A 19,465-nucleotide genomic window follows, 5' to 3' on the forward strand; every position below is an offset into this window, starting at 1 on the left:
GCACCGAAGCCCGCAACGGCGGCCTGTTACAACCGCGCGGCGAGCCGCGAGCCCTGATCGATCGCACGCTTCGCGTCGAGCTCGGCGGCCAGTTCCGCGCCGCCGATCAGGTGCACCGAGCGGCCGGCCGCCTGCAGCGGCGCAAGCAACGCGCGCTGCGGCTCCTGCCCCGTGCACAACACGATCGTATCGGCCTCGATCAGTTCGTGATCAGTGCGCTGCTCGCCGTACGACACGTGCAGCCCGCGTGCATCGATCAGTTCGTAGTTCACGCCGCCGATCATCTTCACCTGCTTCATCTTCAGCGTCGCGCGGTGAATCCAGCCGGTCGTCTTGCCGAGCCCCTTGCCGAGCGGCGCGGCCTTGCGCTGCAGCAGCGTCACTTCGCGAGCGGGCGCCGTTACCTGTGCACGCGTCACGCCGCCGCGCGTCTCGGCCGGATCGGTCACGCCCCATTCGGCTTTCCACTCGGCCAGGTCGAGCGTCGGCGACTCGCCGTCCTGCACCAGATATTCGGCGACATCGAAGCCGATGCCGCCCGCGCCGACCACCACGACACGCCGGCCGACTGGCTGCCTGCCCGCGAGCACGTCGATGTAGCTGAGCACGTTCGGCCCGTCCTGGCCGGGAATCTTCGGGTCGCGCGGTGCCACGCCGGTCGCGAGCACGATTTCGTCGTAGCCGCCCGCGATCAGGTCGCTCGCGTCGACGCGGCGGTTCAGGTGCAGGTTCACGCCGGTCAGCTCGACCTGCCTGCCGAAATAGCGCAGCGCTTCATCGAACTCCTCCTTGCCCGGAATCCGCTTCGCCATGTTGAACTGGCCGCCGATCTCCGCCGCCGCATCGAACAGGTCGACCTGATGGCCGCGCTGCGCGAGCACGGTCGAGCACGCCAGCCCGGCCGGCCCCGCGCCGACCACCGCGATGCGTTTCGGCTGCTGCGCACGCGCGTAGATCAGCTCCGTCTCGTGACACGCGCGCGGATTCAGCAGGCATGACGCAATCTTGTTCTTGAACGCGTGGTCGAGGCACGCCTGGTTGCAGCCGATGCAGGTGTTGATCTCGTCGGCGCGGCCCTGCGCGGCCTTGACGACGAACTCGGCATCCGCGAGCAGCGGACGCGCCATCGATACCATGTCCGCGCAACCGTCCGCGAGAATCTGCTCGGCCACTTCGGGCCGGTTGATCCGGTTGGTCGTCACGAGCGGAATGCCGACCTCGCCCTTCATCTTCTTCGTCACCCATGCGAACGCACCGCGCGGCACCGACGTCGCGATCGTCGGCACGCGCGCCTCGTGCCAGCCGATCCCCGTGTTGATGATGGTCGCGCCCGCGCGCTCGACAGCCTTCGCGAGCTGCACGGTCTCGCTCCAGTCGCTGCCGTCCGGAATCAGGTCGAGCATCGACAGCCGGTAGATCAGGATGAAGTCGCGCCCGACCGCTTCGCGCGTACGCTCGATGATCTCGATCGGCAGGCGGATACGGTTCTCGTACGAACCGCCCCACTGGTCGGTGCGCTTGTTTGTATGCATCGAGATGAACTGGTTGATCAGGTAACCCTCGGAGCCCATGATCTCGACGCCGTCGTAGCCGCCCTCGCGCGCAAGCTGCGCGCAGCGGATGAACGCGCGGATTTGCCGCTCGACGCCGCGCGCACTGAGTTCATGCGGCGCGAACGGCGAGATCGGCGACTTGATCTTCGACGGCGCGACCGCGAACGGGTGGTAGCCGTAGCGGCCGGTATGCAGGATCTGCAGCGCGATCTTGCCGTCGTCCGCATGCACGGCATCGGTGATCACGCGATGCCGCCGCGCGCCGGCCGACGTCATCAGCGTGCCGCCGAACGGCTTGGTCCAGCCGGCCACGTTCGGCGCGAAGCCGCCGGTCACGATCAACCCGACGCCGCCGCGCGCGCGTTCGGCGAAATAGTCGGCGAGCCTGGGCAGCGTCTTGCGGCTGTCCTCGAGGCCCGTGTGCATCGAGCCCATCAGCACGCGGTTCTTCAGCGTCGTGAAGCCGAGATCGAGCGGCGCGAGCAGGTGGGGAAAAGGGGTCGTCATGATGATCCTGCCGATAGGCGATGGTTGTCATCGTAGGCCGCGCGCCGCCTTGAACGTGAGGGGGCAAACAGCCATAATGCTTGTCATTTTCGGCCAAAAAGACATGCCCCCCATGCCACGCAAGGACCACCTCGGGCTGCGCCGGCCGACGATTCCGGTCGCCTATACACGCCTGCTGCTGCAGGCGCTGGCCGCGCGCGGCGTCGATCTGGCCGCGGTGCGCGCGGGCACCGGGCTGCGCGACGCGGTGTTGGCCGAACCGGACGCGCGCGTCGCGCCGACGCAATGGGGTCGGCTCGTGCTCAACGCGATCGAGATCGGCGGCGATCCGGGCATCGGGCTCGCGTTCGGGTTGCTGCTGAAGCCGACCGTGCACGGCTTCCTCGGCTATGCAACGCTGACCGCCCGGGACATCCGCGACGCATTGGTCGTCACGCAGCGCTACTTCCGGATGCGCAACCGTCAATATCGGCTGACCTATGCGGAGGACGAACACGGCGCGACGCTCGAGTTGCACGGCGTGCAGGCGAGTCCCGTGCTGCAGCATCACGTGATGTTCGAGTTCGTGCTGACGGGGCTCGCACAAAACATCTCGCAGTGGTCCGGGCGCGCGTCGCCGCCGATCGCGCTGCGCTTCACGTGGCCGGAACCCGGTTATTTCGCGCGTTATCGCGATCAGCTGCCGCCGGTCGAATTCGGCTGCGCGGCAAATGCGCTTTGGATCGCGCGCGACGTGCTCGACTGGCCGCTGCCGCTCGCCGACGAAGTCGCGCACCGGCAGGCGCTCGTGCAGGTCGAGCGCGAGTACGCGCAGGTGCGCCAGGAGGAAGGCGACCTCGTCGAGCGCGTGCGCGCGGAACTGGCGAGAAAGGCCGGCGACTATCCAGGCCCGGAGGCGCTCGCGGACGCGCTACTCGTGTCAACGCGCACGTTGCGGCGCCGGCTGGAAGGAGCCGGGGCAAGCTATCGCCAACTGCTCGACGAAGCGCGGTTTCGCGACGCGAAGCAACTGCTGTCGGCATCGGACCTCGACCTGAAGACGATCGCCGAGCGACTGCAATTCACCGACCCGGCGAATTTCACGCGGGCGTTCCGAAGGTGGGCCGGGCAGACGCCGAGCGCGTATCGGGAGGCCGCGGCGGGAACCGCGCACGAATAACGGGAAAACGCGGGCGGCGCCATACCGCCATGCGCGTGGCCCGCATTTCATTTTCATCGGTATGATGAATGGCACGCCAACGCGATACGGGCCGACGCCCGCTTCCAGCCATGTCCAGTCACACCACCGTGATCGAGTCGACGATCGACCGTATCGATACGAACCTGGTCCGTATCGCGGTCGACAACAAGAAGGTGCCGATTTATCGCGTGACGATGCAGGACGCCTGCTACTTCCTTTGCGCCGACGATATCGACGCCGACGCGTTCAAGCAGGTCGATCTGTTGAAACCCGGGATGGCGGTGCGCGCGTGCGTTTTCGACGATCATGGTCGTCGCCGAATCGCGTGGATCGCCAGCAGCGATCTGACGATTCAGCCCTACGACGCGCTCGCGCAGAAGGAACGTAATCTGTCGCTGCTCACACGGGCGTCGTGTGTGTTCGTGCTGAGCCTGCTGATCGGTAGCGCCGCGTTCAAATCCGGCTGGGCGCTCGTCCTCGCCCTGACCGTGTTCGTCAGCATCATCAGCATGCTGGGCACGCTGCTCTCGATCGCCGGCTTGTCCGAACTGGTGTTCCGGCCGCAACGGCGCGAAGCCCAGGAAAAGTGGCAATGCCAGCCGCCCCGGCGCACATTCGAACGGAGCAACGTATGACCGATCGTTCCATGCGAATCGCGTCCGGCTGCGTGACGTCCGTCGGTCAGAAGACGATCAGTACGAAGGTCTGGAGCAACAACCTCGGCTGGACCACGCAAAGCATCGAGGAGATCGAGCTTCGACTCGACGCTTTCGATGCGCCGCTCACGCTCCGGACCGGCGGGACGCGCAACCTGTTCGTCGTTGCAGGCGACCGGCTGGATGTCGCGTATGCCGAGGGGCGCGATAATCTCGCAATCTGCGGCATCCGCAACGTGACTGACGGTTCGATCTATCTCGTTCGTCTCGCACGCGTCGCCAGCGCCCGAACCGATGTCATCGTGACGATCGGCGTTCTGATCGCCGTCGCGTTCGTCATCGGTATCATGTCCGCGCTGCAAGGCAGCACGGACGGCATGCTCGACATCTTTGCGTGGTTTGGCGGAACCGCGCTCGGCTTCCTCGCGCTGAGCACGATCCTGCGTTCGGTGTTCGGCGTGATTGCCTGGCCCGAAATCCGACGGCTCAATCAGCCCGGCGGCAAACGCGAGATGAATGCGGCAAAAAACGCGCTGTCGCTCACGGCGGCAGATGCGCCGCACATCCGCTTCCTCTGAGCCGACGAGCGCGCGATGCGTCAGCCGCCGACGTCGATCCGCGCGCCGCCGTCTCCATCACCCGCATCGATCCGCACTTCACCGTTCGCGGCGACGATCGCGTCGTACACGTCGTCCGTCACGCACACCACCGGCACCGCGATCGCATAGAGCTCGGCGGCGACGATCGCGCCAATCGAGATGATCAGGTCGCGCTCCTTCAGCACGATCCCGACCGGCCCGGTGCCGTTGCGCACCGCTTCCGCGAGCACGCTGCTGCTCGAACTCGAACCCTTCGCATGCGGCATCACCATGATCCGGCCGGCCAGGCTCGCGCCCGCCTGCGGATGCCCGCGATCGACGATCCGCCCCGCGCCCGAGTCGTAGCCGCCCCAGAAGCTGAGCGGCTTGTCGAGCACGATCGTCTTTGCGCATGCGCTGCCCGGCACGAGCGTGTCGCCCGTCAGTTTCCCGATCGTTGCGTCAGTCATCGAATCGCACCTTTCCTTCGAACGCGGAACGCACGCACTCGCGCATGCTGCCGTATGCCACCGTGACGCCGATGTTCGCGGGCGCATACGACGCCCACTTCCCCGAGTTGGTCATCACCAGGCCCGACAGCTGCTTCATCACCGGCGTGATGTACGTGCAGGTGTCGACGACGATCTGGACGCCGCGCGCATCGAATTTCGAAGCGAGCCCGAGCTCGCCCAGCTCCCACAGGATGAAGCGGCTCGTGTTCACGTAGAAATCGCACTTCGGCTTGCCGTCGAACTGATCGAGCAGCGCGTCGAGCGTGCGGAATTCGGCCAGCGAGAAATGCGGCGTGCCGAGCGCGACCGCGACGAGCGCATCGCCAGCCGCGCCATGGTTCAGCGTGCGGCGGATTTCGTCGAGATCGGCCATCGCGACCTCGATCGTCCGCTGCGCCGCCCGTCCGTGCAACGCCGCGTCGAGCGTCGGCGCCTCGGGCGTCACGCCCACCGCATGGAACAGCGCGACGGCCCCGCTCGATGCCGCGGCCGCGCCGAGCGCCTTGAGTTCGTCTTCGGTGGTGTCCGCGGGCAGCCCGACGATCGCCGGCACGATCGCGCCCGCGATCTTGCCGATCAGCAGCCCGAGCGCCGCGAAATAGATGTCGCGCGACGGCCGGTTGCCGAAATCCGGTGCATTGAACACGATCCGCGCGGCACGATTCGATTCGACATGCAGCCCCGCGTATGGCGCGCGTCCGGTGATCGCGGCGGCGAGATCGAGAAAGTCGCCATAGCGGCTGGTGCGCGCGCCGAGCACCGAGTTGGCGAACACGATCGCATTGGATTCCGCCCATGCGATCTGCTCGCCGAGGCGCGGCCGATTCTTCAGCTGATACGGCGCGCACGTGAAGCTCGATTCGCAACCGAGCTGCAGGTGCGCATCCATCAGCCGCTGCGCATCGCGCTGGATCGTGCGGTCGCCGTGATAGAGCTCGGGATGGATCAGGTCGAGCGACCCGACGTTCAGCGTGGTCGGCACAGCAACTTGCGCGCCCGCATCGACGAAATACTCGACGAAGTCGAGGCTGGTCTGGCCGTGGTAAAGACAGCCGTCGATATGCGCGGACGTAATGTCGATCAGGTGCGGCGCCGACATCACTTCGGCCGTGCGTGCAACGATCCGCATCGCGCGCGCGACGCCGGCGCCGAATGCGCCGCGCAACATCGCGTCGTCGCGCTCGCTCAACTGCAGCATGGGGGGCTCCTCGTGTCTCGTCCGGTGGATCCGGATCGCTTTTGTAATACTACCGCGCGCGATGCACCTATCGGAGCGCCGTCAGGCTGAACAACTCGTCGCGCAACGCCTTGGCCCGGCTGCGGCCGAACTGCGTCTCGAACTCGTCCTGCGCGGCCTGCCACGCGACCTTTGCCTGCGCGTAGGTACGCTCGCCGTGCTTCGTCAGGCTGAGCGCATGCGCGCGCGCGTCATGCTCGGATGCGGCCGCGGCGACGAATCCGTCACGCTGCAGCGGCTTCAGCGCGCGCAACAGCGTCGTACGATCCATCACCAGCCGGTCGGCGAGTTCGCTCATCACCAGGCCGGGCCGGTGCGACAGGTTCGCCATGATCGAGAACTGCGCGGGCGTCACACCGACCGGGGCCAGATGACGCTCGTAAAGTTGCGTGACGAAGCGCGCCGCCTGACGCAGCGCGAGGCAATTGCAGGCCTGGGCCATCTGGATATCGTTCATGATCGGCAATTTATATGTGCATATGCATAAAGTCAATGTACACTCCGCCGTAACAGGGCCGGGGCCGGCCGCGTGGATCGGGCGCCCCGCCATCGCCTCGAGGAGACGGACATGGACTACATCGACAAGCTGCGGATCTTCCGGTCGGTGGTCGAGATGCGCAGCTTCACGCGCGCCGCCGACATACATGGCCTCGCGCGGCCGGTCGTCTCGCGGGCGGTCGCTGATCTGGAGGCGCGCTTCGGCAGCCGCCTGCTGCACCGGACCACGCGCCAGGTCTCGCTGACCGAAACCGCCGAGCGCATCTACGAGCGCTGCGCGGCCGTGCTCGACGAACTCGATTCGCTGGAAGCGCAGGCGCAGTCGCACACCCGCGAGCCCGAGGGCCTGCTGCGCCTCGTCGCGCATACGACGGCCGCGCTGAACCGGCTCGTGCCGCTGATCGCCGGCTTCAAGGCCGCGCATCCGAAGGTGCGCCTCGACGTCACGCTGACCGAACGCCCCGTCGACCTGGTCGGCGAAGGCTATGACATCGGCATCGTCGTGCCGTACATGCTGACGAGCGAGACGACCGTCGTGCGGCTGGTCGAACGCATTCCGGTGGTGATCGTCGCGACCCCCGCGTATCTGCGCACGCATCCGCGCCCGGAAACGCCGGCCGAGCTCGCCGATCATCCGTTCGTGCCGCTGTCGCCGTCGCTGCGCCGCCCGGCGCTGTCGTTCCGCGTCGACGGCGACACGCTGACCGTGCCGTTCCGCTTCGACATCTCGTCGAACAGCCCCGTCTTCAACCGCGAGATGGTGATGCACGACTTCGGTATCGGCGTCGTGCCGAAAACGCTCGTCGAAGCCCAACTCGCGTCCGGCGCGCTCGTGCAGTTGCTGGAAGGCGCCGATCTCGTCGATGCGTTCGTGGAAATCAAGCTCGCTTACGCGAACCGTGCGCTGCTGCCCGCGAAGGTCAAGGCGTTCATCGACTACACGGCCGCGTACTGCGATCGCGAAGGCTGGATCGTTCCGGCGGCGGCCTGATCCGGCGCGCGGCCGCGCGTGCCTGCCGCCGATTGGTACAGCCACGACACCAATCTGATCCTGCGCCGCCCCTCGCTTCCGGCCATCTCGCCACCTAATATGTGCACATGCACAAGACCACGCTCACCGATGACGATTGCTTCGCGGTCCGGCAAGCCGCCCGGCGAATCTCGCAGTTCTACGAGCGCTACTTGTCGCGGGCGGGCGTCACGCCGTCGCAGTACAGCATTCTCGCGCTGCTGCGGGAGCGTCCGGGCCTGACGATGGCGACGCTGTCGACCGTGCTGGTGATCGAGCGCACCGCGCTCTTGCGCGCGCTCAAGCCGCTGATCGGTGCGGCGCTGGTAACGGGCCTGATCGAGCCGCGTTGCCGCCGCCAGACGTTCGCGCTGACCGCGCACGGCGAGACGAAGATCGCCGACGCACATGTGCACTGGCTCGCCGCGCAGGAAGCGTTCGAGCAGCGGTTCGGGCCGACCCAGGCGGCCCGCCTCAGAGACGAATTGTTCCGGATCACGCACAACCTGCCGGAACGCTGACCAACGACTTCCCCGATCGACGCTGCGTCGTCGATCGCTTCAATCAGTGCATATACATAGGTGAATCGATGGAAACGACCCAAGCCGCTGCCTCCCGCGAGGCAGCCACAATCGACCGGCCCGCGAAGCAGCGCCGCCGCGTGCCGTGGATGCGGATCGCGGTGGCCGCCGTCGTCGTCGCGGTCACGGCCGCGGCGCTCGACTGGCTGTTCGTGTTGCGCTTCCAGGAAAGCACCGACGATGCATATGTCGGCGGCGACGTCACGGTGCTCGCGCCGAAGGTGAGCGGCTTCGTCGACCGGATTCTCGTGACCGACAACCAGCGCGTGAAGGCCGGCGACGTGCTCGTGCAGCTCGATGCGCGCGACTACGATGCGAAACTCGCGCAGGCCACCGCAGAGGTCGACAGCGCGCGCTCCGCGGTGACCGAACTCGAAGCGAAGCAGCAGCTGCAATACGCGGTGATCGGCCAGCACGCGGCGGACAAGAACGCGTCGTCGGCCGAGCTCACCCGCGCCGCATCCGATCGCGTGCGCTACCGCGAACTCGTGAAATCCGATGCGGTGTCGAACCAGATCGTCGAACGCGCGGACGCCGACTATTCGAAGGCGGGCGCAGCCGTCGAACGCAGCGACGCCGCGCTGCTCGCGTCGAAGCGGCAGCTCGACGTGCTCGGCGCGCAGCTCGCCGATGCGCGGGCCCGCGTGAACACCGCGCTGGCCGCGCAGCGCGTCGCGACGCTCAACGTCGAATACACGACGATCCGCTCGCCGGTCGACGGCACCGTCGGCAACCGCACGGGCCGCGTCGGGATGCTCGCGAACGTCGGCGTGCCGCTGCTGACGGTCGTGCCCGCGGCGGGACTGTGGATCGATGCGAACTTCAAGGAGGACCAGCTGCGCAAGATGCGCGCGGGCGATCGCGTCGACGTGGTGCTCGATGCGTCGAGCACGCGCCTGCACGGCCGCGTCGACAGCCTGGCGCCGGCGACCGGCGCGACCTTCAGCGTGCTGCCGCCTGAGAACGCGACCGGCAACTTCACGAAGATCGTCCAGCGCGTACCCGTGCGCGTGCATCTCGACGCGCAGCCGGGAATCGAACAGGTGCTGCGCGCCGGCCTGTCCGCGGTCGTGACCGTGCATACCGACCACGCGAACTGAACGGGAGCCGACGATGACCACCGCGTTTTCCGGCGACCCCGCGTCGCAACCGACGAAGCAGCGCGTCTTCGCGTTCGCGCTGATGTGCGTCGGCTTCTTCATGGCGACGCTCGACATCCAGATCGTCGCGTCGTCGCTGCGCGACATCGGCGGCGGCCTGTCGGCCAGCCAGGACGAGCTGTCGTGGGTGCAGACGGCCTACCTGATCGCCGAGATCATCGTGATCCCGATGTCGGGCTGGCTGTCGAAGGTGATGTCGACGCGCTGGCTGTTCGTCGCCTCGGCCATCGGCTTCACGATCACGAGCATGCTGTGCGGGCTCGCGTGGGACATCAACTCGATGATCCTGTTTCGCGGGCTGCAGGGCGCGCTCGGCGCCGCGATGATCCCGACCGTGTTCACGACCGCGTTCGTGCTGTTCCCGGGCAAGCAACGGCTGATCGCATCGACGACGATCGGCGCGCTCGCGTCGCTCGCACCGGCGATCGGGCCGGTGATCGGCGGCTGGATCACCGATCAATGGTCGTGGCACTGGCTGTTCTACCTGAACCTCGTGCCGGGCATCGCCGTGGCCGCGCTGGTGCCGCGCTACGTGCATATCGACGAACCCGACCTGAGCCTCATCAAGCGCGGCGACTATCTCGGCATCGTGCTGATGTCGGGCTTCCTCGGCTGCCTCGAATACGTGCTGGAGGAAGGCCCGCGCAAGAACTGGTTCAGCGACGATGCGATCGTCATCTGCGCGTGGATCTCCGGTATCTGCGGCTTCCTGTTCATCGTGCACGCGCTGACCGCCGACGATCCGATCGTCGACCTGCGCGCGCTCGCCGTACGCAACTTCGGGATCGGCAGCCTGCTGTCGTTCGTGACGGGCATCGGCATCTTCGTGACCGTGTTCCTCACGCCGCTGTTTCTGGCGCAGGTGCGCGCGTTCAGTTCGCTGCAGATCGGCATCGCGCTGCTGTCGGTCGGTGCGTTCCAGTTGCTCGCGCTCTGCGTGTATGCGTTCGCTGCACGCTACTTCAGCATGCGCGCGCTGCTCGTATTCGGGCTCGTGTGCTTCGGCCTCGGCTGCTACCTCTATACGCCGATCACGCACGACTGGGGCTGGCGGGAGCTGCTGCTGCCGCAGGCGCTGCGCGGCATCGGTCAGCAGTTCAGCGTGCCGCCGATCGTGACGATGGCGCTCGGCTCGCTGCCGCAGTCGCGGCTCAAATCGGCGAGCGGCCTGTTCAACCTGATGCGCAATCTCGGCGGTGCGATCGGCATCGCGGTGAGCGCGACGATGCTCAACGACCGGTTGAACTTCCACTACCTGCGCCTGAACGAGCACGTGAGCGCCGGCGAGCCGCAGGTCGCGTCGCTGCTCGATCGCCAGGCCGCGTACTGGACCTCGGTGGCGGGCAATACGCTGAATACCGCACAGGCGGGCCTCGCGAACCTGCATCGCCTGATCTATCGCGAAGCGCTGACGCTCACCTACGCGGATGCGTACTACGCGCTGTCGCTGTGCTTCGTCGTCGCGCTGGTTGCCGTCGCGTTTTCGCGTCCCATCACCCTGAACGCGCCGCCGCCGGACGCGCACTGAAGCCGAGGTCATCATCATGAAAAAACTACTCGTCGCCCTCGCCGTCAGCGCGTTCGCCGCCGGCTGCGCGGTGCAGCCCGCGCAGCATCCCGCGCTGCACGATTCCGTTCAATCGCTCGCACCCGCCGCGTGGGATACCGACGTGCCGCGCACGGACGCCGACGCCACCGCGTGGTGGGCGCAATTCCACGACCCGGTGCTCGACCGGCTGATCGCGACCGTGCTCGACGGCAACCTCGACCTGCAGGCCGCCGCCGAACGCGTGAAGCAGGCGCAGGCGTTGACCGTGCAGAAGCGTGCGGTGCTGCTGCCCGAACTTGACGCGACCGCACATGCGGCCGACGCGCGCCAGAACACCCCGCCACCGCTCGGCTATGTGCGGCAGGCCGGCGCGGGGCTCGCGCTGAGCTGGTCGCCGGACGTGTTCGGCGGCGAACGGCTCGACCTGCTGGCCGCGCAGGCGGAGCTGGTCGGGCAAAAGCATGCGGAAGACGCAATGCGGCTCGCGCTCGCGGCCGATGCGGCCGCCGCGTATGTCGACCTGCGCTGGGCGCAGCAGGAGCTGAAGATCCTGCAGGACAACGCGAAGATCCGTCAGCATGCGCTCGAACTCACCCGCAAGCGGCAGGCGTTTGGACTGTCGACGGAACTCGACGTCACGCGCGCGCAGAACCAGCTCGATGCGCTCGAAGCGCGGATTCCGCCGACGCAGGCGCAGATCGCGCACCAGCTCAACCTGATCGCCGTGTATTCGGGACGCACGCCCGAATCGGTCGATCGGCTCGTGCTCGCACAGGGCGGCGAGATTCCCGCGCCGCCGGCCGGGTCGCCCGGTACGTTGCCCTCGCAGGCGCTGCTGCGCCGGCCGGACGTGCTCGCCGCTTACGCGCAGGTCGAACAGCGCGCGGCGCAAGTGGGCGTCGCGAAGGCCGAGCGGTATCCGAAGTTCTCGCTGAACCTGACGGACGGGATTCTCGCGGCGTCGTATCTCGGCTTGCCGACGCTGACCGACAACCTGTTCAGCGCGGCACTGAGCGCGACGAGCCCGATCTTCAACGCGGGGCGCATCACGGCCGACATCACGCAAAGCGAAAGCCGGATGCGCGAGTCGGAACTCGGGTTGCGGCAGACGATGCTGCAGGCGCTGAGGGAAGTCGAGGATGCGCGCGCGAACCTCGTCAGCAACGATCAGGCGACGCAGCGGCTCGACAGCGCGCTGGCGGCCTCGGACAAGGCGCTCGGCCTGGCGAACCAGCTCTACAAGGGCGGCGCGACGGATTTTCTGGATGTGCTGTCCGCGCAGGAGGTGTACCTGCGGGACTCGGATGCGCTCAATCAGGTCAAGCGCGAGCATGCGCTGGCGGCGGTCGCGCTGTATCGGTCGCTCGGCGGTGGATGGAGCAGGAATGATGCGGCGGGTGGGCCGGAGACGGCGGCCGTGGCCGTGACTGCCGCTGTCGCGAAGAACTGACCGCGACCGCCATCCGACGCCGGCCTCGCCCCCTCCAAGCCGGCTTCGGTGCGGGCGGGCCGTCGGCCGAGGCACGCGGCCGCCGCAACGTCCGGCCGCCACCCGGCATTACAACGGCGGCCGCTTCAGCTTCACCCAGCGCTGCACCGACGGCCGTTCCCACTGCGCGCGCGCATAGTCGGCGAGGCGCTGCGGCACCGCATCGTCATTCAGCACCAGACGATTCAGCATCACCGCGAGGTCGACATCGGCGATGCTCCAGTCGCCGAACAGGTGCGCGGCGCCCGGCGCGAGCAGCTTGTCAGCCGCCGCGAACAGCTTCTGCGCGGCGGCCTGCGCGAGACTCGACAGCGGCTCGCTCGACGGGCCGTAGAACAGCACTTCGGTCGACCGTTCCGAGCGGATCGGCATCAGGTCGCTGCGCAGCCACGCCTGCACCTGGCGCGCCCGTGCGCGCGGGCGCGGCTCGGCCGGATAGAGCCGCGCGCCCGGGAAGGTCTCGTCGAGATACTCGGCAATCGCCGACGATTCCGACAGCGCGAAGTCGTCGTGCACCAGCGTCGGCACGCGTTGCGTCAGCGACGTCGCCGCATAGTCGGGCGCGAAATGCGCGCGGTTGCCGAGATCGACGGTCACGAGTTCGTACGGCAGCGATTTTTCCTCGAGCGCGACGAACACGGACATCGCGTACGGGCTGGTGTAGTGCGCATCCGCGTACAGGCGGAGATTACCGTTTTGCACTGCAGGCTCCTTGTGGGTTCGAAGCTCGGGCAGCGCGGGTTGGCGCGCCGGCGAACTCCGGGTGGGTCAATGCGGCGTGTGCGACCGCCTCGCCGCGGGACAAGCCGGCACGGTCAGCCGGCGACGGGCCACCGGTATCCGATCACCTCGCTCACCGGGTACGCAAGTTCCCGCACTTCCTCGAGCTGGTTGCCGCCGAACAGATACACGCGCTCGTCGTCGTGACGCAGGTAGAACCCGACGTGGCCCTTCCAGCTCGCGGGATCGTCGCGCGTCAGGATCGCGATGCAGCCGTATGCCGGACGCTCCAGCGGCCGCCCCCATTCGAGCCACGAACGCGCGAGCGCGGAACCCGTGCCGCGGATGCCGGCATGCGTCATGCACCAGTTGACGAACGACGAGCACCACGAAATCTTGTCGTCGTAGCCGACGAGGTTCGTGTGGTTGTTGTATTCGACGATGCGCGGATTGATGCTGCCGGGCGGGAAGCGGCGGATGCCCAGCTCGGCCAGCGCGACCGGCATCCACGGCGGATGGCCGGCTTGCGGGTTGCCCTCGGGGTTCGATCGGGTCACGACGGTCTCGATGGAATGCGAGTGGAATGCGGGTGGAATGTCGCTCAATCTTCGCACGAATACGGTCAGCCGGCAGCGCCTTTTCCCTCACGCGATTTCCGGCCCGTACGCCCGTATCATGTCGGCAGCGACCTCGACCCTCACGCCCGCCATGCGCATCACGCCCCTGCCGCCCCTTCAGTGCCTCGTCGCGTTCGAAGCCGCCGTGCGGCACGCGAGCTTCACGAAGGCCGCGGTCGAACTGCACCTGACGCAAAGCGCGATCAGCCGCCAGATCCAGCAGCTCGAGGAATTCCTCGGCCGCTCGCTGTTCGTCCGCGAACACCGCTCGCTGCGGCTGACGATCGCCGGCGAGCAATACGCGACGCAGGTTCATCATCTGCTCACGCAATGCGCGGACGCCACGCACGACGTGATGAAGCCGTACGGCGATCTCGAACTGACGATCGCCTGCTCGTCCGGCGTCGCGCTGCTGTGGCTCACGCCGCGCCTGCCCGAATTCCGCGCCGCGTATCCGAACATCAAGCTGCGCCTGATCGTGCGCGACGGCCTGGCGTCGATGTCGCCCGCGGAATTCGACGTCGGCGTCTACTACGTGCGCCAGCAGGCGCCGGCCGAGTACACCGCGCGCCGCCTGTTCGACGAGGAAGTCTTCCCCGTCTGCGCGCCTGGCTACCTGGCCGGCCGCACGCTGACCGCGGCCGACCTCGCGAGCGAGACGCTGCTGCGCCTCGAGGACGGACAACGCCAATGGATGTCGTGGTCCGAATGGTTCGGCATGAACGACGTCGACCGGCAGAAGGCGCAGCCGCAGGACATCACGATCAATTCGTATCCGCAGATCGTGCAGATGACCATCCTCGGCCAGGGCGTCTCGCTCGGCTGGCGCTACATGATCGACGCGTGCATCGAGGCCGGCCTGCTCGTGCGCGTGACGGAGGCGTCCGCGAGCCACGGCGGCGGCTACTACGTGATCTCGCCGAACGACCGCGCACAAAACCAGGCGGCGCGGCTGTTTTCACGCTGGTTGTTCGAACAGGCGGACCAGCAGGCCGCGCCGTGACCGCGATGCATGCGCTGCGCGCATGCGTGCATGCAAATCTTTCGTTTCAGAAAATAATCCTGCTGTCCTTAGCATGGGGTTCACGCGGGACACCCGTCCCGTCTTCTGACAAAGGAAGAGACCATGCAAGGAACGCTTTCCCCGCGCGCCGCGCGTTCCGTCGATGCGGCCACCCAGCAACGCCGCCGCGCCATCGTCGCGACCGTGATCGGCAACGGCCTCGAATGGTTCGATTTCACCGTCTACAGCTTCTTCGCGGTGATCATCGCGAAGCTGTTCTTCCCGACCGGCAATGAACTGACCTCGGTGCTGCTCACCGTCGCGACGTTCGGGGTGGGCTTCTTCATGCGGCCGGTGGGCGGCATCGTGCTCGGCGTCTACGCGGACAAGGTCGGGCGCAAGGCCGCGCTGTCGCTGACGATCCTGATGATGGCGCTCAGCACCGCGCTGATCGGGCTCGCGCCGACCTACGAGCAGGCCGGCATCGCCGCGCCGCTGCTGATCGTCGTCGCGCGCCTGCTGCAGGGCTTCTCCGCCGGCGGCGAGATGGGCGGCGCCACCGCGTTCCTCACCGAATACGCGCCGCCGGAGAAGCGCGCGTACTACTCGAGCTGGATCCAGTCGAGCATCGGCTTCGCGGTGCTGCTCGGCGCCGCGACCGGTACGTTCGTCACGACGTCGCTCGATGCGCAGGCGCTGCATAGCTGGGGCTGGCGGGTGCCGTTCCTGCTCGGGATCGTGGTCGGGCCGGTCGGCTATTTCATCCGCAGCCATCTCGACGAAACGCCCGCGTTCAGTGCCGTCGAAGCGCAGGCGAAGGAAAGCTCGCCGCTGAAGGACGTGCTGTCCACCTACCCGCGCGAGACGTTCGCAAGCTTCTCGATGGTGATCCTGTGGACGGTCTGCACGTACGTGCTGCTGTTCTACATGCCGACCTATTCGGTGCGCACGCTGCACCTGCCGCAGTCGACCGGCTTCGCGGCCGGCATGGTCGGCGGGCTGATGATCATGTGCTGCTCGCCGATCGTCGGCAAGCTCGCCGACGCGTGGGGCCGGCGCGTGTTCCTGTCCGGCTCGGCGCTCGCGATCCTGGCGCTCGCGTGGCCGATGTTCGCGTGGATCAACCATGCGCCCGGCTTCGGGTCGCTGATCGTGTTCCAGGCAGTGTTCGGCGTGCTGATCGCCACCTATACGGGGCCGATTCTCGCGGCGTTCGCCGAGCTGTTTCCGACCAAGGTGCTGTCGACCGGGTTGTCGGTCGCGTACAACTTCGCGGTGACGATCTTCGGCGGGTTCGCACCGTTCCTCATGACGTGGCTGATCGCCCGCACGGGCAGCAACATGGCGCCCGCGCTCTACGTGACCGTCGCGGCCGCGGTCAGCCTCGTCGGCACGCGCTTCGTGAAGGACACGCGGCGCAACGCGTCAACGACTCGATAAGGATCTTTCCCCCATGACCATTACCGTGCTTCAGGGCGGCAACGTGCTCGACCTCGAACGGGGCGTGTTGCTCGAACATCATCACGTCGTGATCGACGGCGAGCGCATCGTCGAAGTCACCGATCGACCCGTCGATTTGCCGAATGCGCTGGTGATCGACGTGCGCGGCAAGACCGTGATGCCGGGGTTCATCGATTGCCACGTGCACGTGCTCGCGTCAAATGCGAACCTGGGCGCCAATGCGACGCAGCCGAACATTCTCGCGGCGATTCGGTCGCTGCCGATTCTCGATGCGATGCTGGCGCGCGGGTTTACCAGCGTGCGGGACGCGGGCGGCGCGGACTGGAGCCTGATGCAGGCAGTCGAGACGGGGCTGGTGTCGGGGCCACGCATCTTTCCGTCCGGCAAGGCATTGTCGCAAACCGGCGGGCACGGCGATTTCCGGCCACGCGGGGATCTGCTGGAACCGTGTTCGTGCTGCTTTCGCACCGGGGCGATTGCCCGGGTCGTCGACGGCGTCGACGGCGTGCGGCTCGCGGTGCGCGAAGAGATTCAGAAAGGCGCGACGCAGATCAAGATCATGGCCTCGGGCGGGGTTGCTTCGCCGACCGACCCGATCGCGAACACGCAGTACTCGGAAGACGAGATCCGCGCGATCGTCGATGAAGCCGACGCCGCGAATACCTACGTGATGGCCCATGCGTACACGGGGCGAGCGATCGCGCGAGCGGTGCGGTGCGGCGTGCGGACGATCGAGCACGGCAATCTCGTCGACGAGGCGGCCGCGAAGCTCATGCACGAGCGCGGCGCGTTCGTCGTGCCTACGCTCGTCACGTATGACGCGCTCGCCAGACACGGTGCGCAGTTCGGGATGCCGGCGGAGTCGGTGGCCAAGGTGGCCTCCGTGCAGCAGAAAGGACGCGAGTCGCTGGAAATTTATGCGAACGCCGGCGTGAAGATGGGCTTCGGCTCCGACCTGCTCGGCGAAATGCACGCGTTTCAGTGCGGGGAGTTCCGGATCCGGGCCGACGTGCTGGGCAATCTCGAGGCGCTCAGGTCGGCGACGACGGTGGCGGCCGAGATCGTCAATATGCCGGGGCAACTGGGTGTGATCGCCGCAGGCGCGATCGCGGACGTCGTCGTGCTCGACGGGAATCCACTCGACGATATCGGCATCGTCGCGGGGGATGGCGAGAGCGTCGCGTACGTGTTGCAGCGAGGCAAAATCGCGAAGGCCCGGCCGGCTTTGCGTTGACCGCTTGCGCGGGCCGGCCGGCAACCCGGGACCGGCCGCCCCGAGGCGGCCGGCGCCCTTCCCGTCACTCCACCGTCACCGATTTCGCGAGGTTCCGCGGCTTGTCGATATCCGCGCCGCGCAGGCACGCGGCGTGATACGCGAGCAACTGCAGCGGCACGACGTGCAGGATCGGCGACAACAGCCCGTAGTAATCCGGCATCCGCAGCACCGACACGCCTTCGCCGTTGTCGATCCGCGTATCGGCATCGGCGAATACATACAGCTGCCCGCCCCGCGCGCGCACTTCCTGCATGTTCGATTTCAGCTTTTCGAGCAGCGCATCGTTCGGCGCGATCGTCGCGACCGGCATCGCGTCGGTCACGAGCGCGAGCGGCCCGTGCTTCAGCTCGCCCGCCGGATACGCTTCCGCGTGGATATACGAAATCTCCTTCAGCTTCAGTGCCCCTTCGAGCGCGATCGGGTAATGCAGCCCGCGCCCGAGAAACAGTGCATTCTCGCGCCGCGAGAATTCCGCCGCCCAGCGCTCGATCTGCGGCTCCAGCGCGAGCACGTCCTCGAGCGCGGCCGGCAGCCGCCGCAGCTGCGTCGTATAGCGCGCGAGCTGCGCGTCGTCGACGTAGCCGCGCAGGCGCCCGAGCGTCACGGCGAGGATGAACAGCGCGACGAGCTGCGTCGTGAACGCCTTGGTCGACGCAACGCCGATTTCCGGGCCGGCCCGCGTCAGGAACCGCAGGCCGGTCTGACGCATCATCGCACTGGTCGGCACGTTGCAGATCGCCAGCGTATCGATATGACCGAGCGCCTGCGCATACTTGAGCGCGGCGAGCGTGTCGGCGGTCTCGCCCGATTGCGACACGCTGACCACCAGCGTATTCGGCAGCGCGAGCGCATCGCTGTAGCGGTATTCGCTCGCGATCTCGACCTGCGCGGGCACGCGCGCGATCGTTTCGAGCCAGCGGCGGGCGGTCAGGCCGGAATAGTGACTCGTGCCGCACGCGAGGATCAGCACGTTGTCGATCTGCTCGAACGCCCGCGCAGCGTCCGGGCCGAACGCCGCCGGATCGAACAGCCCCGCATCAGGGATCGTCGCGGCCACGGCCTGTGGTTGCTCGAAAATTTCCTTCTGCATGAAATGCCGGTACGGGCCGAGCTCGACCACGCCCTGCGTCGAGGCAACGGTCTGGATCGGACGATCGACCGGCTTGCCGCCGCGATCGAGGACCCGCACGCCGCCCGTCGTCAGCTCGACGATGTCGCCTTCCTCGAGAAAGATGAAGCGATCGGTGACGCCGGCGAGCGCGAGCGCGTCGGACGCGAGAAAGCATTCGTCGTCCTTCAGGCCGACGACGAGCGGCGAGCCGGCTCGCGCGCCGATCAACCGCTGCGGCTCGTGTTTGCTGAACACCGCGATCGCATAGGCGCCGTGCAGCTGCGACGTCGCATCGCGCACGGCGGCGAGCAGGTCGCCGCGATACTTGCTGTGGATCAGGTGGGCGACGACCTCGGTGTCGGTCTGGCCATCGAACTGGTAATTCTCGTCAGCAAGTTGCCTGCGCAACGTTTCGTGATTCTCGATGATGCCGTTGTGCACGAGCGCGATTTCGTCGCGCGAGAAAATCGGATGCGCGTTGCAGGTAGCGGGCGCGCCATGCGTCGCCCAGCGGGTGTGCGCGATACCGGTGCTGCCGGCCAGGCCGGCGCTGCGCACGTGCGCGTCCAGATCGGCGACGCGCGACACGCTGCGCTCCCGGCGCGCCTGGCCGTCGACGACCGTCGCGACCCCGCACGAATCGTAGCCGCGATATTCGAGGCGGCGCAAACCTTCAATCAGAATCGGAACGATGTTCCGTTGCGCGACCGCGCCGACAATGCCACACATGACACGCCTCCATCCGTTTGTTCAGTCATGAACCGTGCG

Annotated in this window: 18 protein-coding genes; 11 read left to right on the forward strand and 7 right to left on the reverse strand. The window is 67.2% G+C overall.

The window, feature by feature from the left end; genetic code table 11:
* Positions 1-26 precede the first annotated feature (26 nt).
* Positions 27-2,060, reverse strand: coding sequence for an NADPH-dependent 2,4-dienoyl-CoA reductase (locus PI86_RS06345; protein WP_039319988.1), 2,034 nt, complete (start codon positions 2,058-2,060; stop codon positions 27-29).
* A gap of 76 nt (positions 2,061-2,136) precedes the next feature.
* Between PI86_RS06345 and PI86_RS06350 the strand changes: the two genes are divergently transcribed.
* The 3 genes from PI86_RS06350 (at position 2,137) to PI86_RS17530 (ending at position 4,474) form a co-directional block, all read left to right on the forward strand.
* The gene (locus PI86_RS06350; RefSeq protein ID WP_039319991.1) at positions 2,137-3,219 is read left to right on the forward strand and encodes an AraC family transcriptional regulator; all 1,083 of its coding nucleotides are present in this window, start codon (positions 2,137-2,139) and stop codon (positions 3,217-3,219) included.
* 110 nt (positions 3,220-3,329) lie between these two features.
* Positions 3,330-3,875 (forward strand): hypothetical protein, encoded by a 546-nt coding sequence (locus tag PI86_RS06355; protein WP_052319387.1) that lies wholly within the window; start codon positions 3,330-3,332, stop codon positions 3,873-3,875.
* The gene (locus PI86_RS17530; protein WP_200885185.1) at positions 3,872-4,474 is read left to right on the forward strand and encodes a hypothetical protein; all 603 of its coding nucleotides are present in this window, start codon (positions 3,872-3,874) and stop codon (positions 4,472-4,474) included. The genes PI86_RS06355 and PI86_RS17530 overlap by 4 nt, the downstream gene beginning before the upstream one ends.
* Before the next feature lie 20 nt (positions 4,475-4,494).
* On the opposite strand, the gene PI86_RS06365 is transcribed toward PI86_RS17530, so the two are convergent.
* The 3 genes from PI86_RS06365 to PI86_RS06375 form a co-directional block, all read right to left on the reverse strand.
* The gene (locus tag PI86_RS06365) at positions 4,495-4,944 is read right to left on the reverse strand and encodes an aconitase X swivel domain-containing protein (protein WP_039319996.1); all 450 of its coding nucleotides are present in this window, start codon (positions 4,942-4,944) and stop codon (positions 4,495-4,497) included.
* Positions 4,937-6,184 (reverse strand): aconitase X, encoded by a 1,248-nt coding sequence (locus PI86_RS06370; RefSeq protein ID WP_014900148.1) that lies wholly within the window; start codon positions 6,182-6,184, stop codon positions 4,937-4,939. The genes PI86_RS06365 and PI86_RS06370 overlap by 8 nt, the downstream gene beginning before the upstream one ends.
* Before the next feature lie 67 nt (positions 6,185-6,251).
* Positions 6,252-6,680 carry a MarR family winged helix-turn-helix transcriptional regulator gene (locus PI86_RS06375; protein WP_014900149.1) on the reverse strand — a complete coding sequence of 143 codons (429 nt, stop codon included), beginning with the start codon at positions 6,678-6,680 and terminating at the stop codon, positions 6,252-6,254.
* Positions 6,681-6,791: 111 nt separating this feature from the next.
* Between PI86_RS06375 and PI86_RS06380 the strand changes: the two genes are divergently transcribed.
* From PI86_RS06380 to PI86_RS06400, 5 genes are all read left to right on the forward strand, one after another.
* Positions 6,792-7,712, forward strand: coding sequence for a LysR family transcriptional regulator (locus tag PI86_RS06380; protein WP_039319998.1), 921 nt, complete (start codon positions 6,792-6,794; stop codon positions 7,710-7,712).
* A 107-nt stretch (positions 7,713-7,819) separates the two neighbouring features.
* Positions 7,820-8,251 carry a MarR family winged helix-turn-helix transcriptional regulator gene (locus PI86_RS06385; RefSeq protein ID WP_039320000.1) on the forward strand — a complete coding sequence of 144 codons (432 nt, stop codon included), beginning with the start codon at positions 7,820-7,822 and terminating at the stop codon, positions 8,249-8,251.
* Between the two features lie 68 nt (positions 8,252-8,319).
* On the forward strand, positions 8,320-9,411 hold the full coding sequence (locus tag PI86_RS06390) for an HlyD family secretion protein (RefSeq protein ID WP_039320003.1): 1,092 nt from the start codon (positions 8,320-8,322) through the stop codon (positions 9,409-9,411).
* Positions 9,412-9,424: 13 nt separating this feature from the next.
* Positions 9,425-10,999, forward strand: a complete 1,575-nt coding sequence (locus tag PI86_RS06395) for a DHA2 family efflux MFS transporter permease subunit (RefSeq protein ID WP_039320005.1) — start codon at positions 9,425-9,427, stop codon at positions 10,997-10,999.
* A 16-nt stretch (positions 11,000-11,015) separates the two neighbouring features.
* A complete protein-coding gene (locus PI86_RS06400; RefSeq protein ID WP_039320007.1) occupies positions 11,016-12,470 on the forward strand; it encodes an efflux transporter outer membrane subunit in 1,455 nt (484 codons plus the stop codon).
* Between the two features lie 108 nt (positions 12,471-12,578).
* Here PI86_RS06400 and yfcF read toward each other — a convergent pair whose 3' ends face one another.
* Positions 12,579-13,211, reverse strand: a complete 633-nt coding sequence (gene yfcF / locus PI86_RS06405) for a glutathione transferase (protein ID WP_039320009.1) — start codon at positions 13,209-13,211, stop codon at positions 12,579-12,581.
* Between the two features lie 113 nt (positions 13,212-13,324).
* Complete coding sequence (locus PI86_RS06410) at positions 13,325-13,735, reverse strand: TIGR02594 family protein (RefSeq protein ID WP_039320032.1); 411 nt, start codon at positions 13,733-13,735, stop codon at positions 13,325-13,327.
* Between the two features lie 202 nt (positions 13,736-13,937).
* On the opposite strand from PI86_RS06410, the gene PI86_RS06415 reads away from it, so the two are divergent.
* The 3 genes from PI86_RS06415 to PI86_RS06425 all read left to right on the forward strand — a co-directional run bounded on the left by PI86_RS06415 (position 13,938) and on the right by PI86_RS06425 (position 17,544).
* Positions 13,938-14,849: a LysR substrate-binding domain-containing protein gene (locus PI86_RS06415; protein ID WP_039320035.1), complete on the forward strand. Its 912-nt coding sequence runs from the start codon at positions 13,938-13,940 to the stop codon at positions 14,847-14,849.
* Positions 14,850-14,972: 123 nt separating this feature from the next.
* A complete protein-coding gene (locus tag PI86_RS06420; protein ID WP_039320012.1) occupies positions 14,973-16,289 on the forward strand; it encodes an MFS transporter in 1,317 nt (438 codons plus the stop codon).
* A 13-nt stretch (positions 16,290-16,302) separates the two neighbouring features.
* Positions 16,303-17,544: a metal-dependent hydrolase family protein gene (locus tag PI86_RS06425; RefSeq protein ID WP_039320016.1), complete on the forward strand. Its 1,242-nt coding sequence runs from the start codon at positions 16,303-16,305 to the stop codon at positions 17,542-17,544.
* 64 nt (positions 17,545-17,608) lie between these two features.
* On the opposite strand, the gene glmS is transcribed toward PI86_RS06425, so the two are convergent.
* Complete coding sequence (gene glmS / locus PI86_RS06430) at positions 17,609-19,426, reverse strand: glutamine--fructose-6-phosphate transaminase (isomerizing) (RefSeq protein ID WP_039320018.1); 1,818 nt, start codon at positions 19,424-19,426, stop codon at positions 17,609-17,611.
* Between the last annotated feature and the right edge of the window lie 39 nt (positions 19,427-19,465).

This window comes from Burkholderia sp. A9, assembly GCF_000801975.1.

Bases quoted from the DNA above. Each gene is read 5' to 3' on its own strand.
- PI86_RS06345 (WP_039319988.1), bottom strand. From the start codon at position 2,060: ATGACGACCCCTTTTCCCCACCTGCTCGCGCCGCTCGATCTCGGCTTC.
- PI86_RS06350 (WP_039319991.1), top strand. From the start codon at position 2,137: ATGCTTGTCATTTTCGGCCAAAAAGACATGCCCCCCATGCCACGCAAG.
- PI86_RS06355 (WP_052319387.1), top strand. From the start codon at position 3,330: ATGTCCAGTCACACCACCGTGATCGAGTCGACGATCGACCGTATCGAT.
- PI86_RS17530 (WP_200885185.1), top strand. From the start codon at position 3,872: ATGACCGATCGTTCCATGCGAATCGCGTCCGGCTGCGTGACGTCCGTC.
- PI86_RS06365 (WP_039319996.1), bottom strand. From the start codon at position 4,944: ATGACTGACGCAACGATCGGGAAACTGACGGGCGACACGCTCGTGCCG.
- PI86_RS06370 (WP_014900148.1), bottom strand. From the start codon at position 6,184: ATGCTGCAGTTGAGCGAGCGCGACGACGCGATGTTGCGCGGCGCATTC.
- PI86_RS06375 (WP_014900149.1), bottom strand. From the start codon at position 6,680: ATGAACGATATCCAGATGGCCCAGGCCTGCAATTGCCTCGCGCTGCGT.
- PI86_RS06380 (WP_039319998.1), top strand. From the start codon at position 6,792: ATGGACTACATCGACAAGCTGCGGATCTTCCGGTCGGTGGTCGAGATG.
- PI86_RS06385 (WP_039320000.1), top strand. From the start codon at position 7,820: ATGCACAAGACCACGCTCACCGATGACGATTGCTTCGCGGTCCGGCAA.
- PI86_RS06390 (WP_039320003.1), top strand. From the start codon at position 8,320: ATGGAAACGACCCAAGCCGCTGCCTCCCGCGAGGCAGCCACAATCGAC.
- PI86_RS06395 (WP_039320005.1), top strand. From the start codon at position 9,425: ATGACCACCGCGTTTTCCGGCGACCCCGCGTCGCAACCGACGAAGCAG.
- PI86_RS06400 (WP_039320007.1), top strand. From the start codon at position 11,016: ATGAAAAAACTACTCGTCGCCCTCGCCGTCAGCGCGTTCGCCGCCGGC.
- PI86_RS06410 (WP_039320032.1), bottom strand. From the start codon at position 13,735: ATGCCGGTCGCGCTGGCCGAGCTGGGCATCCGCCGCTTCCCGCCCGGC.
- PI86_RS06415 (WP_039320035.1), top strand. From the start codon at position 13,938: ATGCGCATCACGCCCCTGCCGCCCCTTCAGTGCCTCGTCGCGTTCGAA.
- PI86_RS06420 (WP_039320012.1), top strand. From the start codon at position 14,973: ATGCAAGGAACGCTTTCCCCGCGCGCCGCGCGTTCCGTCGATGCGGCC.
- PI86_RS06425 (WP_039320016.1), top strand. From the start codon at position 16,303: ATGACCATTACCGTGCTTCAGGGCGGCAACGTGCTCGACCTCGAACGG.
- glmS (WP_039320018.1), bottom strand. From the start codon at position 19,426: ATGTGTGGCATTGTCGGCGCGGTCGCGCAACGGAACATCGTTCCGATT.